This window comes from Streptomyces sp. NPDC041068 (assembly GCF_040647455.1).
GTDB lineage: Bacteria > Actinomycetota > Actinomycetes > Streptomycetales > Streptomycetaceae > Streptomyces.
Map to the genome: position 1 here is coordinate 243,147 of NZ_JBEZCG010000014.1, position 13,018 is coordinate 256,164.

The following is a 13,018-nucleotide window of genomic DNA, read 5'->3' on the forward strand; positions in this document are numbered from 1 at the left end:
GAACGCGAGGACGCCGAACGCCGTCCTGGGATCTCTCCGGGACGTCCTGGGACGTTTTCAGTTGCTGACGCGGGCCAGCGAACGCAGATGACTCACCAGAGCGGGGACGTCCCGCAGGTCAGAAAGCACGACAGGCGCCCCGGCCGCCCGCAGCTCGTCGACGCTGTGGATGCCGGACGCGACCGCGATGACATGAGCGTCAGAGTCGTGGGCGGCCTGGACGTCGCGGGGGGTGTCCCCGATGAGTACGACGGGGGTGTCGTGCGGAAGACCATGGGCCTGCTGAATGTGCTCTCGGGCCACCTTGACGAGGGCGGCACGGTCCACGGAGTGCTCGCCGTATGCCCCGCACTCCATATCCAGGAGCACATCGAGCCCGAAGGCCCGCAGCTTCACACCGGCGTTGGCCGCGATGTTCCCGGTCAGCACTGAGGAGACCATGCCCGGCTCCGCTGCCACCGCGGCGAGAGCTTCACGTACGCCGGGCAGAGCACGGCCGCGCGCCGCGAGGTCCGCTTCACGCCCCGCACCCGCGGCCTCCAAGGCGACCACGATGCGCTCCCAAGCCGGTGGTTCCATCCCGTGGTCCCGGAACATCTCGGCGAGAATCAAGCGGTCGGTCCGGCCTTCCGTACGGGCCGGATGACGAGGCGTATGACCAGCGACCGCAGCGAAGGCCGCCGCGTAGATTTCTTTGCTGACACCGGAGTTCTCGATCAGAGTGTGGTCGATGTCCCAGAGCACGATGAGTGGCACACCGCCAGCGTAGGCATACGCGCAGGTCTCAGCGTTCCACTGCGATGTCGGAAGATGCTCTTGCAGCAGGCGGGGCGGTCCGGTTGGCTTACCTGAGTGAATGAGCGACTGCGCTCCGCACTCGTACAACGCGGGCTGGAAGTAGAGGAGATGGCGAAAGCCTGCGCCGTCGACCCCAAAACGGCCAGTCGCTGGATCGGCGGCCGGGTTCCCCACCGTCGGCATCGCTGGACCGTCGCCAACTTGCTCCGTGTGGACGAGACTTACCTGTGGCCAGAGGCAGACCAGAAGACGTCGCGCTTCGGTTCCACCCAGTCCGAGATCGCGGACACGTACCCGAACCGCGCGAGCGTCCCCCGCGACGTCTGGATCTCCCTGCTGTTAGGGGCGATGAAGCAGATCGACGTCCTGGTCTTTTCCGGCACCTTCTTCGCCCAGACCAACCCCCACATCGCGCGCATGCTCCAGGAACGCGCGCAGGCCGGTGTGCGAGTACGGCTGTGCTTCGGCGATCCGACGGGAGAAGCCGTACGCATCCGTGGCCACGAGGAAGGCATCGGCGACACTCTAGCCGCCAAGATCAGGGCTTCGCTCACCTACTACCGCGCCCTCGTCGGTCACCCGGGCTGCGAGATCCGGTTGCACGACACGACGCTGTACAACTCGATCTTCCGCTACGACGACCACCTCCTGGTCAACCCCCACATCTGGGGCCAGCCGGCCAGCGCGAACCCGCTCTTCCAGCTCCGCCGCACCGCCAACGCAGAATGGTTCGACCGGTACGACGAGAGCTTCGAAGCGGTCTGGAAGACAGCGCGCCTCTGGGCGCCCGACAACACCGACAGCAAGGAGCACCACCGCAGTGGGCAGGATTGAGTACTACAACGACCCCAAGGCTCCCAAGGCCAACACCCTGATCCCCGCCAGCAACATGCTCGTCGTCAACGACGAAGGCGAGATCCTCCTGCAACGGCGCCGCGACACCGGCCAATGGGCTCTGCCCGGAGGCGCCCAGGACATCGGGGAGACCGCGGCCCAGTGCGCCGTCCGCGAATGCGAGGAAGAGACCGGCATCGTCGCCGAAGTCACCGGATTCCTTGGCGTCTATACCAACCCGCACCACATCGTTGCCTACACCGACGGCGAGATCCGCCAGCAGTACGAGAACACCTACATCGGCCGCCCCATCGGCGGTAAGCCCACCATCAACGACGAGGCCGACGGCGTCCGCTTCGTCCGGCCCGACGATCTCGACGACTACGACATCCACGCCAGCATGCGCCAGCAGATCGGCGACTACCTGGCCGGCACCTACCCCTACCTGGGATAGCCGCTCAGAGCACCACACCCAGCTCGTCCGCCGCCGCCCGCACCCGGCCCACGCTCCCGTGGATCTCAGGTGCGGCCCGGCGGATGAACCGCCCGACGACACTGTCCTTGCCGTAGCGGCCGAGGATCTCGGCCACCCGCTCCTCGGACGTGGTACGCCCGCCGTCCGGCGTGGTGGTCATATCGCAGTACACCAGGGCGTCCACGAGCAGTGGATCATCGAGCAGCGGGAACTCGTCGGCCAGCTCAGCGCGAAGCCCACGCTCCTCGGCCTCCAAGAGGGCGAAGGAGTGGTTCGCCACCAGGCGCACAACTCGATCGTCGACCGCGTCGAGCGTCCGCAGATGACGCGCACCGTCAAGCGGGTGGAAGCCGGTGACGACCAGCGGCGGCGCGTACCCGACGTCGTGCAGGACGGCAGCCGCCTCCAGGGTCTCAGCTCTCGTCCCGAGTAGGGGCGCGAGCCGCCCGGCGCAGGAGGCCACCCCCTGCGTGTGCGCCCACCTCCGTGGCAGGCTCTCACTCAGTAGTGCTTCTGCCAGCTCGTACGCATGCCCGAGTGTTGTCATCCCGGGAGGATACGGCGGAAGCAGTGCGCGGGGATGGCGATGGTGACAAGCCTCGCCGCGAAAGCCTGCGTCAACGCCGGCGCGAGTCGACTGGCATCTATCGGGCGACCAGGCTGGTCCAGCGGTGACGTGACCGTACGTGCTTGGTATGCGGCCCTTCTGAGCCTGGCGTGGCGAAATGAGCTGGTAGCGCCCTCTTGCGTAGGCGGAAGTATCGATCACGCGCAGTTACTATCCGTCGCTACTAGGGCCACTGAGAGGACAGAACTTGCTCGTTGGGGACGTCGCGACGGACGCATCGCGGTCGGCGCGCTTGACGCAGGTGTCGCCCGACCTGTCGGACGACTACATGACCGTGCAGCTGCTGGCGGCCGGGCTCGCGCGCATCCAGATGGAACAGCACGGAGCGTTGTGGAGTACTCCGTCGCTCGGCGCGAAGAGCGTGGGCCTGCCCCCGGCGTGGAACGCCGGGGTGAACCGTCTGTGGTGGCGAGCCCTGGAGAGCGGGCTGGCTCAGCTGCCCACCCACATGGATGTTTTCGCGTGGTGCACGCGGCCACTCGGGCAGTGGCCGCTCGCCCTAGGAATCAGCGAGAGCGACAGAGGGCTCCTGCTAGTGGAGGACAGCCGTCCCTCGGCGTTCGCCGACGAGGCCGCCAGGCTGGCCATGGCCAAGGATCCTGAAGCCGAACTGGTCGAGAACCGTTCCTTCGAGCTGCTCATGTCCACGGCTGACCGCAACGCCGACCACGAAGCCCAGGTGCAGGAGAACTATGTGGAGCTGCGTGGCTTCCTGATCGACAAGGCGGTCGCCTCCGATCTGGACCTCGCGGCTCTGATTCGACGCTTTCCGGCGAAGAATTCCCACGGCCAGCCGTGGGTGAAGGAGTGGTTTCTGCACGCCTATCAGCATCGTGCTGCATCAGGGACGACGACGTTGGACGTGTGCGACGGATGCGACAACCCGCTGCCTGCTGGCAGACAGGCGCGCTGTGGCACTCCGGGGTGCGCCGGCCATCCCGCCCGGCAGGCCGTGGAGTCCATGTCCGAGCTGTATGTGCAGCGCATGGCTATTCGTCGCTTCTTCCACGACCCGGGCCTGGCCGAGCGCCGACTCTTTGAGGCCGTACGGCCGACGCTGGCGGAGCGCATGTATCCATGGTGGGGCATGGACGCCGTGGACTTGGCCATCGACTTCGACAGCACCGGCCGCATGGGGGAGGGCGAGTGGTGGGCCGCCGACGTGAAGGATCACGCGAGCGCTGCGCTCCTGGGGAGGAACTTCCGCTGGGACCCTCGGGCTAACGCGCGCCGCCGCTTCCTGGTGCTCGCCCAGCATCGGTTCGAGACGCGGGACTACATCGCCGACCTGAAACACGCTATGGATGGCCGGGTCCGCGGTGTTGAGGTCGTGGGCGAGGAAGACTTCATCGCTGCGGTCCTTCGGCGTGCGTCGGAGCGTGACTGAATGGCCCGGGACATCTCGGCGTGGAGCGACCAGCTCGAGAAGGAGGCCAAGGCCACCGGCTTGAACTCACTGATGCAGCCGCTCGAACCCCGTGCGTTCTTCCGCGTGGAGCTGGGCCTGCACTTCTTGACCGAGTACATGCCAGGCCAGTCGGCCACGGTGCTGCGAAAGGTGTTGGACGGCTACCTGAGCGCGGGTCCGGACACCGCCCCGATGGTGCGCAACCTGCGCCGTCGCATGGGGCCCACGGCCCGCGGCGGGGACTGGAAGGTACGCCTCAACGAGTACTGCAAACTCTCGCCCCATCTACGGATGTTCGAGCTGGAGAACCCAGAGGCCCACAGGGTGGTACACGGCAGCGTTTTTCGTGCACGCGGTAGCGCAGTGCTTCCTGATCGGGCCGGAGCATACCGGGCCGCACTGCACGATCCCGTGCCGTACAAGCTGCGCCCGGTGCGCGAACCGGCTCCGGCGGGTGGGCTGCTCTGGTTCCGGCGTCACGACGGCAAGAAGGAACGACTGCGTGTGCCCGACTGGGTCACCGCGCAGATGAAGGCGTCCCTCCTTTACCCCAAGGAACGGCGTACACGGATCCGATTCCCAGACGTGACTGACGACGACCTCAAGCAGGCCGCCAAGGAGATGGACCACCTGCTCGCAGGCGATCCGCGCTATTGCGGCGAGAATTTCTCCGGCCGACTGGAGAACATCGTCTTCTCGAGAGTCGATGCCGAGGCGGGAGAACTCCGCGATGGACTCGGAGTGTTCAGCATCGATGGCGTGGCCCAGGTCGTCGGTCTCATGAACTCCGGGAAGACCACCTTCAACGACATCCTGGTAAAGATCTCGGTCGACCGTGGCCTCAAGGTTGGCTACCTCGTCTCGTCGGTCGGCAATGCCCTAGCGAAGGTCCGCTTCTTCCGGGCTCTCGGCATCCGGGCTGTGCCGCTCATTGGCCGCTCCACGCGCGATGAGCACCTGGCGCGGTACTGGGACGACTTGCTGTATGTCGGGGATAGCAAAGACGTGGCGCCGCTGCCGTCACAGGCGGATGCGACCGCACCATTCACAACGGACCTGTGTCCCCTGGAGATGCTCCTCGAACCCTCCGGCCCGGTCGCCGAGCCCTTGGCGCTGGAAGACCGCCCCTGCCGGGACAGGCTCCGTGTCGTCGGAGCGACGAAGAACAAGGAGCGCGTGGACTGCCCCCTGCTGTCGGTGTGCCCGTTCCAGAGCGCCACGCGTGGCGTACCCGACGCCCAGGTGTGGGTGACCACGCCCGCCGCGCTCCTGGCCAGCGCCGCCGAGCCCGCGGCCTACACCGCTCGCTGGATCACCACCGTTCAACATGAACTGGACCTGCTGGTCGGCGATGAAGCGGACCAGATCATGAGCCAGTTCGACACGAAGTTCCTGCACCACGAGCCGTTGACCCAGCCGGATGGCTGGAGCAGCCGGATCGCGGTGGCCTGGCACGAAGGTCTCGCGACAGACTGGTACCGTCCCCTGGCCCACAAGCACGGACAGCGATTTCAGCAGTACGCGACGTACCACTCGCAGGCGCTCGCCGGCCTTCTGCCCCTGCTGATGCTGCCCGCCGGCGAGACGGCAGAGGCGAAAGAAGCAGCCAAGGAAGTCCTGGCCGAGACCGTGGACGACGGCCCCTTCAGCGGACACACGTTGCTGACTCGCCTGGCCCGTCTCCTGCACGGAATCGAGGACCGCGCAGAGCGCGAGGAAGATTCCGAACAATGGGAGGCAGCCGAGCAGTACTTCGATGCCCACTTCGCCGAGGTAACCAACGCGCCCTTCGACGCCCCACCCGGCCACATCACCGAATTGATCGACTCTATGACCGCCGGCTACGCAGCCCAGCGCCCGGTTCAAGAAGTGGCCGAAGAGTGGCTTACGGAACATGAACCGCCCAGTGTCCCGGGCCAGAAGCTCGCCCTCCGAGCCGAACTGGCAAACCTGCTGATCGCCGGCATCTGGGCCGCGCGCGTGACCACGTCCTACTTCGAGCTGTCGGCCATGCAGGAAACCCTCCGCGAGGTGATGCCGCTGTCCATGGGCGGGAGTGTTCTTGCCCATCAACCACATCCCGAGCTGCGGACTCTGGTTCCGGAGTTGCCCATGGGCAACATGATGGCGCTGCAATGGACTCCCAGCCGGAAGGGCAGTGGCGGCTCCCTCGACGTGCTGTGGTTGCGCGGCGTGGGCCGCTGGTTGCTGTATCACCTGCACGACATGCTGGCCTGTGAAGGGGTGGAGGGTCCGCACGTCCTGCTCACCTCCGCGACCAGCTACGACGCGTACTCGGCGCGCTACCACATCGACATCCTGCCGTCGCTGATCCTGCGTGAGCCGCCGGAATGCGTAGACGCCCTACGCGCCAGCAGGCTGCTCTTCCGTCCGCGTAGGCGACCCGGCCACGAACGGGGTGTGTACGTCTCGGGGGCCGGGGGACGCCAGGCGCGGCAGAACGCGGTGCGGATCATGACCGATGCCGTGTGCACCCCAGACCCAGGAGCCACCATGTCGCTGCTGGAGCAGGCACTCCAGAGCGCAGATGAGGACCGACGCCGAGCCCTCTTCGTGGTCCTGAGCACGCAGGACGCGGAGACCAGCGCCCTCTACATGAACACCCGCACCAGTGTGGTGGCCTGTCACGTGGTCCCCGACAGCCGACCTCCTGGCCCCTACGGTCTCGCTCACCGCCGCATCGCGGAATTCCCCGCTAGCCAGGCGACGGTGATGGTGGGGGCTGAGGGGTCCGTGGGCCGCGCGCACAACATGCTCAACGCCCGTGGTGTCGCTGCGATTTACCCCATCTTCTATCTGGCACGCCTCCACCCACCGCCAGACGACCTTTCCTTTCCGCTGGCGGTACTGAACTCGCAGGCGATGGCCCGGCTACTCGATCCCGTTCGCTGCGATATGCCTGGTAGTGACCCCACCCTGGAAGTCCGTGCGCTCATCCGCCAGGCCCGCGCGACGTGGAGCGCGATGATGGGGCGCCCGCTGACCTTCCGCACGCTGCCCACCGAATACCTGCGCCGAGCTTTCGTCGCGGACCAGCTCCACTCCTTCAACCAAACCACCGGCCGTGGTATCCGCGGCAACGTACCCGTCCGCGTCTACCTGCTGGACGCCGCATTCGCGCCTCGCGCTGCCGACCCCCGCGACTCCGCCCTCGACACGGAGCGCACCAGCGTTCTGATCGCCGGTCGGTCACTGATGCGCGAACTGCTTGCTGAGCCGGGACCTGGGGCCGATGCCGAGGCACGCGTCAAGTACGCGATCTACACAGCCGTGTGGGGACTGCTCGCCAACCTTCTTGAGAACATCGACTGGGGATGACACGACCGTGACTGAAACCGACAACGACTCCGGCGCAAAGAGGTCCGCACCACCGCGTTACGACAACACCTTGGCCCCCGCCTTCACGGCTGTCCCGGACAAGGCGCTTCCGCTTGAAGTCCACCGGGCACCCTTCCCTCGCTCGCTCCTGCCCCGCCTTCAGCGGGCCTGGAGCAGCAAGCCCAACAACCGTTCGACCTACCTGCCGACGCGAGGGCTGCGCGAATTGGTGGAGTGCGTCGGCTCTGGCGTACTCGCCGTTGGCAGCGACCTGGAGGCCGACACCTGGCTGCACGCCGTGCGCCCGCCCGAGAACGAACTGCCTCTGCAACTTGCCCTAGAGGCGTGGATCACTACCGAGGTCGCGCCTCACCAAAGCGACGTCGACTGGTTCTCCCTCGTCAAAGCCGCCTTCCCACTGGAGTGGAGCCCCACCACCCTCGACCTGCTGGCCCACGGCAAGGCTCCCAACGGGACGGCCCGCCCCCGCGCGCACGTCTATCAGCTCCTTGCCTCGTACCTTGCCACTCAGTGGATCGACAACAAGTGGACGCTCCCCGGACAGAAGCAGGACGAGGCCGCCATCCTCGGCCCGATCGGGGAACGCGGCGAACGAAGTGTCTACCTTGGGCCGCCGCGCGAACTCACCGACGAGGACGGCGCGTACGGACTGTGGACCCACCAGACGAAGTTCCGCGTCAGGACGATGCCGCACGATGACCGGCTCATCATCCGCGTCACCCCTCACATCACTCGCTTCGGTGGCACCACACCCGTCTACATCCCACGTCGCAGCCCGGACAAGCCAGCGAGTGCCACCGTCCTGCTCCATGTCCCCGGCGGGGTGCTCAGCGGCATCGAGCGCGCTCAGTTCCTCCGGGCGCCCGTCCTGGTCACCGGCCGCGCGGACGCCATGAACTGGTCCTGGATGCCCGGCATCTCTCGCGTCGTCCCCTCTCTGCCCACTCCGCACCTTTACCCGGATCCGAACGCCGTCCGTGCAAATCCACGTGCACACAACGGACTTGGTCGCGATGAGCGTCACGAGAAGGATCCCGTCGCACTACTGCTGCACAGCACCGGGTACACATACCTCCTGGACGCACCAGATGCCGAAGCGGGACGCAAGGCCGACGGCCACCCGGCTGAGACGGGACTGCAACCGATCGACCACCTGCTTCTGTTCGAGCAGCTGAAAGTGGTGCTCCCCGGCCTGCACCTTGAACCTGTCGTCCCCATTGCCAAGATCCCGCAGCGTCGCGCACCCCGCCTCGAAGCCGCAGCGCCGGGCGCGATGTACCGCCTCGAACTGGGACACACCGCTCCCCGCACCTATGAGGCTGTGCACCTGGCCCTGACTGGATTGCTTGGCTACACCCATGCCGCCAAGCGGACCGAAGCGGGACGTGAAGTTCACACCTACCGTGGCGACACCGAGATCCAACTGAGCCTGTTCAACCCCGGCACCTTGGTCTCCGGCATGCCCTGGCCGACCGAGAGCACGCGGGAAGAACGCGCCGAGACCCGGCGCCGGCACCGTGAAGAAAGGACCTGGGCCCTGCGTGAGGCGCTCCCTGACGACGGGCAGCTGACCGGCTCACTCATCGAGATTGGCAAACCCGTCTCCTTCAACGCCGCGCACCAGGACGACCCGAAGCCTCTGCTCAAGAAGGCTCTGCCGCCACTGGGACGTCACGTGCAGTGCCTGCACCCCGTGACCCGTACCGCCACGCCGGACGCAAAGAAGGACGCAGCCAAACCCTTCCAGAACTCGCAGATCCGTCGCGACGACGTCGAGCGCGCCGCTTCCGCGGTACGCGACATCCTCCGGTCCGTCGGACACCTGCCCAAGCTCCCCCGCCCGCGCAACGTCGCAGGCCCCTTCGAACTCACCGCCATGCACCTGGCGCGCGCACGGGGCGGCCTCGTCCCCCTCCTCCTACGCGCGACCACTGAAGGTGACGTGACCGCCCAACTCGCCCCCAGTTCCAGCCATCCACACGAAGCGCCCATGCCCCTGGTCGACCTGCCACACGCCCTGGTCGAAGGACGCGGTCGGGTCCGCGCCCGGGACCGAGCACCCCTCGCCGACTTCCTCACCCATGCCCTGGCCCTGGACAGCAGCGCTGATCGACTCCTGGTGGTACGTACTCAGACACTGCGGAACTCGGAAATCTGGCCGTGGCTCCAGAACGACCTGATTTCCCCCGACGCACTTGTCCCACCGGGCGTCGACTGCAGCTCGGTTGACCCCACCGCTCGGCGCACCCCAGCAACTCTGCCTGGCCTGCGTATCGTCCGCATCAACGACGACTCCGACGAGATCCCCCTCGTCTTCGGAATGAACCCGCTGGACGATCCGGAGACCGAGACCGACGGCGATGAACTCCCTTACGAATGGGGTCGATACTCAGGCTTGATCCCCTGGAACGATCGCACCTATTTGGCCGTCAACCCTCGCCCGGACACTCACCAACTGGGCAAGTCCGTTTCCAAGTACTTCGGGAATGACCGCGATATCACTCGTCACGGAGCCAACCCCACGTCGCTGGAGATCCACGTCTCGTTCAAGCAGCCTGCTGACAAGGCTGTCGATCTCGCCGCCTACGTGAACGGGTTGCGACGCTGCCACCTGCACACCAAGGCGCCGACCCGGCTGCCCTACTTGCTGCACCTGGCACGACTCATGGAGGAGTACATCGAATGAAGGACTCTGTCAGGTGTGGTCGCCTCAGATCTCTGCTCGATATCACGCTCCACCTTCGCGGGGTGACTCTGCTGGCTTGGGCGGTCTGAGCTAAAAGGCGCCCTAGCCAGAACAGGGCGTCACGAAAGCCTTTGCCGACTGGTTCCATCGAGTTTCCTCGTCGGCTACTGAAGTTCTTCCCTGGCACCGTGCATGTCCTGTGCGACACCGCGTACAAACGAAGTCCATGACGAGGCACGGAAGACGATCAAACGAACGTGCGGATCCTTTGAATCGCGGACGATGGCCTTGCCCGGTGGGGGGGGGGTGAGGAATTCCATGCAGTTGTTGTTGTGGCCGCTATAGCTGCTCTTGATCCATATGCGGCCCGGGGCGGTGTCCATCAGCGCGGCACATCCTTGTCATGGCCAGTGCCGGACTGGCCGTTGTCTTCGGGGATCGGCCCAGCCTTGAGGTGGGCCTGCTGGCAGGCGCGCGTGTCGGGGTGTTCTTCGCCGAGGGTGCGGATGCACGCCTCAAGGTTTCGTGTGGCCAGGGAGCGGGCTTCCGTCAGGTCGCCGGCACCGGTCAGGATGCGGATCAGCTCGGTACGCATGGCCAGGGTGTGCGGATGCTCAGGGCCGAGGACCTCTTCGCGGACGGTGAGGACGGCACGCGCTGCGGCTTCGGCCTCGGTCCACCGTTCCTGGCCGAGCAGGATGCTGGCGAGGAGGTCTCGGATGGCCAGGGTGCGAGGGTGGGTCGTGCCGAGAGAGCGCTCCTGCTCAGTGAGAGTGGCGTTGGCCAGGCCCTCGGCCTCGCGGAGTTGTCCCGACTGATACAGGGTCCAGGCCAGGGTGTGGCGCGCTGCGAGCGTGTACGGGCTGGTGGGGCCGTGGGCCGCTTCGCTTGTGGTGAGGTTTCCGCGGGCGATTGCTTCGGCTTCGTCCCAGCGTTGCTGTTCGCCGATGGCCTCGGCCAGGCATGCGGTGCTCAGGATGGTGTCCGGTGCGGCTGGTCCGAGCACCTGGATCCGACCCGCTACAGCGCGGCGCAGGTGTCGCTCGTCCTCCGCCCATTCGCCAAGACCGTACAGAGCGAGACCGAGTGCGTGTGCGCTCTGAAGCGTTTGTACATGGTCGGGACCGAGGTGCTCCTCGCGCTCGTGCAGGACTTCGCGGTGCAGCTCAACGGCCTCCGTATAGCGCCCCAAGTCGGTCAGTGAGCAAGCAAGTTCATATCGATCCGTGAGCAATTCGGCCTCCGTGGCGATGGACACGGATGAGGGAACGCGGACAGCGGCTTCCGCCAGGACGTGCGCGGTGGCGTAGTCGTTCTGTTCGCGACTTTGGTCGCGAAGGTAGCGGACCAGGCAGAGAGCCTGCGGGGCTGCGGCCGAGTGGGCTGCTGCGGAGCGGTGCAGCAAGGCCAGCGTGTGAGGCGCGAACAATCGTAGGGTCTGGGCGTCGAGGCAGGTGCCTTCGTCTTGGTTGCGATGAAGCAGGCCGTCCAGGAGTTGGGCCGCTGCGGCGAAGACGATCTCCCTTTGGTCCAGCGGGATGCGGCCCGCGACGGTGTCGAGGAGGAGCCCGGGAGTCTGAACGGACCGCACCAGGGGCTGGCCGACGTCTCCGGGAACGTCGAGGACCGACACCATGGTCTGCGACAGCAGGCCGTACAACGCGGTCTCCGCCTTCTGCGCGGGCAACGGCGGCTCAGCGGTGGCCAGGTCGGTAAGCCCTAGGCGTTGGGGGTGAAGCAGGCCGAGGGGGAGGGGATCGGAGGCGTAGCACGACAGCAGCCACATCAGTGTGGTGGCTTCGGGTATGCCTCGGTCGGCCAGGGCGTTCAGCGAGATCTGCCACGTGGAGCTGATCAGCCGACGCAGGTCACGTTCGGAGGGGTCGGCCGCCTCGTCCAGGGTGCCGCCGGGGTCGTCGCGCAGACGACGGAGGAACTCCTCCACGGTGACGGTGTCCAGGAGACGTCGACCGAGGTACTGGCCGGCGAGAGTGAGGGCGAGGGGATGGCACCCGAGTCCACGGGCGAGTTTCTCCAGGGCGGCCTGGCCGTAGCCCGTGACATTGAGGTCGCGAAGGACATGAACGGCGTCCGCCAGCCCCAAGGCATCGACGCGGCGTTGATCGGCATTCCGCCACAGATGTGTGTTCCCGTGTCGTGTGGTGACGAGAACGGTGCCGCGGTGGGTGTGCCGCAGCCAGATGCCGTCGCTGAACACACTCGGGTCGTCGGCATTGTCGAGAACCAGCAGCCACTGCTCAGCAGAGGATTCGAGGTGCTGCCACACGAGATCCGCTGCCGGACGGCGCCCGTCACGAGCGGCTTCCACCTGGTCAGGGTCGGCACCACGGTCCAGGGCGACAGCCAGCATGCCCGAGCGGAAGGCGACCTCGGTGGCCGCGTTCACCCAGAGACCCACCACGCCGTGCGAAGTGACCGCTTCGTCGAACATCGTCTGAGCGAGGGCCGTCTTGCCGCTCCCCGCAGTCCCGTACAGGACGAACTCGTGCGCGGACGCTTCGGGATGCCTGATGGCGTGCTGAAGATCCGCTCGTAGGTCGTCGCGGTCCCTGACAGGGGAGGGCGAGCGTGCCACGAGCGGCACGCGGACCGAGTCCGGTCCTGAGAGTCCGGAGTCCGGGAGGGCCCGCCGCTCGCCGTGGTGGGAGACGTACTGACCGATCTCCACGATGTACTGGTCCCGGGCGGAGCTGATCCACCGAGCTCGATCCCGTACGGACACGTCGCCCACGATCGCGTCGGGCGGGAACGGCCTGGTTGGTTCGTTCATCGCTGTACCGCCGCGCCCCGTGCCGCGTCCGAGCCCGG

At 66.5% G+C, this 13,018-nt stretch carries 9 protein-coding genes; 5 read left to right on the forward strand and 4 right to left on the reverse strand.

Going from position 1 to position 13,018, the window contains the following annotated elements; all coding sequences use genetic code 11:
• Positions 1 to 57: 57 nt before the first annotated feature.
• Positions 58 to 756, reverse strand: coding sequence for a haloacid dehalogenase-like hydrolase (locus tag AB0B50_RS30895; RefSeq protein ID WP_362339048.1), 699 nt, complete (start codon positions 754 to 756; stop codon positions 58 to 60).
• Between the two features lie 96 nt (positions 757 to 852).
• Here AB0B50_RS30895 and AB0B50_RS30900 point away from each other — a divergent pair, with 96 nt between their 5' ends.
• Entirely contained in the window at positions 853 to 1,632 is a 780-nt protein-coding gene (locus AB0B50_RS30900) for an XRE family transcriptional regulator (RefSeq protein WP_362339049.1), read from the forward strand.
• On the forward strand, positions 1,619 to 2,086 hold the full coding sequence (locus AB0B50_RS30905; RefSeq protein WP_362339051.1) for an NUDIX domain-containing protein: 468 nt from the start codon (positions 1,619 to 1,621) through the stop codon (positions 2,084 to 2,086). Before AB0B50_RS30900 ends, AB0B50_RS30905 begins: the two co-directional genes overlap by 14 nt.
• A gap of 4 nt (positions 2,087 to 2,090) precedes the next feature.
• Here the strand turns inward: AB0B50_RS30905 and AB0B50_RS30910 are convergent, their stop codons facing one another.
• Positions 2,091 to 2,654 carry an HD domain-containing protein gene (locus AB0B50_RS30910; RefSeq protein ID WP_362339053.1) on the reverse strand — a complete coding sequence of 188 codons (564 nt, stop codon included), beginning with the start codon at positions 2,652 to 2,654 and terminating at the stop codon, positions 2,091 to 2,093.
• A gap of 268 nt (positions 2,655 to 2,922) precedes the next feature.
• Here AB0B50_RS30910 and AB0B50_RS30915 point away from each other — a divergent pair, with 268 nt between their 5' ends.
• From AB0B50_RS30915 to AB0B50_RS30925, 3 genes are read left to right on the forward strand one after another with little or no spacing between them, the layout of a single operon-like run.
• Positions 2,923 to 4,122, forward strand: a complete 1,200-nt coding sequence (locus AB0B50_RS30915; protein ID WP_362339055.1) for a hypothetical protein — start codon at positions 2,923 to 2,925, stop codon at positions 4,120 to 4,122.
• Entirely contained in the window at positions 4,123 to 7,482 is a 3,360-nt protein-coding gene (locus tag AB0B50_RS30920; protein WP_362339056.1) for a hypothetical protein, read from the forward strand.
• 7 nt (positions 7,483 to 7,489) lie between these two features.
• Positions 7,490 to 10,189, forward strand: a complete 2,700-nt coding sequence (locus AB0B50_RS30925; protein ID WP_362339058.1) for an RNaseH domain-containing protein — start codon at positions 7,490 to 7,492, stop codon at positions 10,187 to 10,189.
• A 164-nt stretch (positions 10,190 to 10,353) separates the two neighbouring features.
• On the opposite strand, the gene AB0B50_RS30930 is transcribed toward AB0B50_RS30925, so the two are convergent.
• Both AB0B50_RS30930 and AB0B50_RS30935 read right to left on the reverse strand, forming a co-directional pair.
• Positions 10,354 to 10,572: a DUF397 domain-containing protein gene (locus tag AB0B50_RS30930; protein WP_362339060.1), complete on the reverse strand. Its 219-nt coding sequence runs from the start codon at positions 10,570 to 10,572 to the stop codon at positions 10,354 to 10,356.
• Positions 10,572 to 12,980, reverse strand: a complete 2,409-nt coding sequence (locus AB0B50_RS30935; RefSeq protein ID WP_362339062.1) for a tetratricopeptide repeat protein — start codon at positions 12,978 to 12,980, stop codon at positions 10,572 to 10,574. The genes AB0B50_RS30930 and AB0B50_RS30935 overlap by 1 nt, the downstream gene beginning before the upstream one ends.
• Positions 12,981 to 13,018 lie beyond the last annotated feature (38 nt).